This window comes from Moorena sp. SIO2C4, assembly GCF_010672485.1.
Classification (GTDB): Bacteria; Cyanobacteriota; Cyanobacteriia; order Cyanobacteriales; family Coleofasciculaceae; genus Moorena; species Moorena producens.
This window is the reverse complement of the sequence record NZ_JAAHGN010001547.1, coordinates 1-1148: the sequence shown is the minus strand read 5'-3', so window position 1 is coordinate 1148 and position 1148 is coordinate 1. Positions and strand designations below refer to the sequence as shown.

Here is a 1148-nt window from a genome sequence, read left to right as displayed (position 1 = left end):
TCGTCGTTGACATCGGTCACGTCGAACTCCGCCTTCCGCCTCGCGACTCACCTGATTGGGAGTCTAGGTGGGGGCTGGAAGCGTCGCTAGGGTGTGGGCCATGACCGACCCCTCCGGCCGTGCGGAACTCTTTTCCCGATTCCCGATTCCCGATTCCCGATTCCCGATTCCCGATTCCCTAGAACTTAACAGTTGAACCTTAAACCTTCAAGTTTCCCCCGCATGGTAAGAACTACGAACCAAAGGACCGGAACGCACATGGGCAAATCCCATATCCCGTGCGATCGCACCTAGCTCATCAAACTCTTCCGGTGTCCAGTATTTTTGTACCGGCAGATGTTGGAGAGAGGGACGCATATATTGACCGAGGGTGATGCGATCGCATCCAATCTTACCTAAATCCGCCATCGCTTCAATTACTTCTGCTTTGGTTTCCCCATGGCCCAACATTAATCCGGATTTAGTGGGAATGGCGGGATTCAGTTGTTTGACAATGCTGAGCACATCTAGCGATCGCTGATATTGTGCTCCCCGGCGCACCTTGCCCTGTAAGCGCTGGACTGTTTCAATATTGTGGTTGTAACAGGCTGGCTTGGCCTCCACCACCGTTGCTATCCGTTGCTGTTGCAACTCTGCTGAGATTTGATCGTGATCACCTTTACCCCCCCAGAAATCTGCTGTTAGCACTTCTATCTCAGTACCTGGATTGAGTTGGCGGATCGCATCCATGGTAGCGACAAACCAACCGGCACCCTGGTCTGGCAAATCATCCCGAGCCACAGAGGTCAGCACCACATACCGCAAGCCCAATAACTGTACCGATTCCGCTACTTTCTGGGGCTCCTCTGGGTCTAGGGCCATGGGAGCATGACCTTTATCCACTTGACAAAATGCACAAGACCGTGTACATGTCGGTCCCATCAACAAAAATGTAGCGGTTTTCTGAGAATAGCACTCACCTCGGTTCGGGCAACGTCCCTCCTCACAAATGGTGTGAATCTGCCGTTGTTTAATAATCCGCTGCACCGTTGAGATGTCACTAGCATTACCAATCGGACGTCGCAACCAAGAGGGAAGTGCAGTAATTTCTGAACGCCATTGTTTTTGTGTAGTCATGGGGAATCGGGAGTCGGGAGTGGGGAATAGGA

Annotated in this window: 1 protein-coding gene; it reads right to left on the bottom strand. The window is 52.2% G+C overall.

The window, feature by feature from the left end; translation table 11 throughout:
* Window positions 1-207 precede the first annotated feature (207 nt).
* Window positions 208-1116 carry a lipoyl synthase gene (gene lipA, locus F6K20_RS39405; RefSeq protein WP_008181722.1) on the bottom strand — a complete coding sequence of 303 codons (909 nt, stop codon included), beginning with the start codon at window positions 1114-1116 and terminating at the stop codon, window positions 208-210.
* Between the last annotated feature and the right edge of the window lie 32 nt (window positions 1117-1148).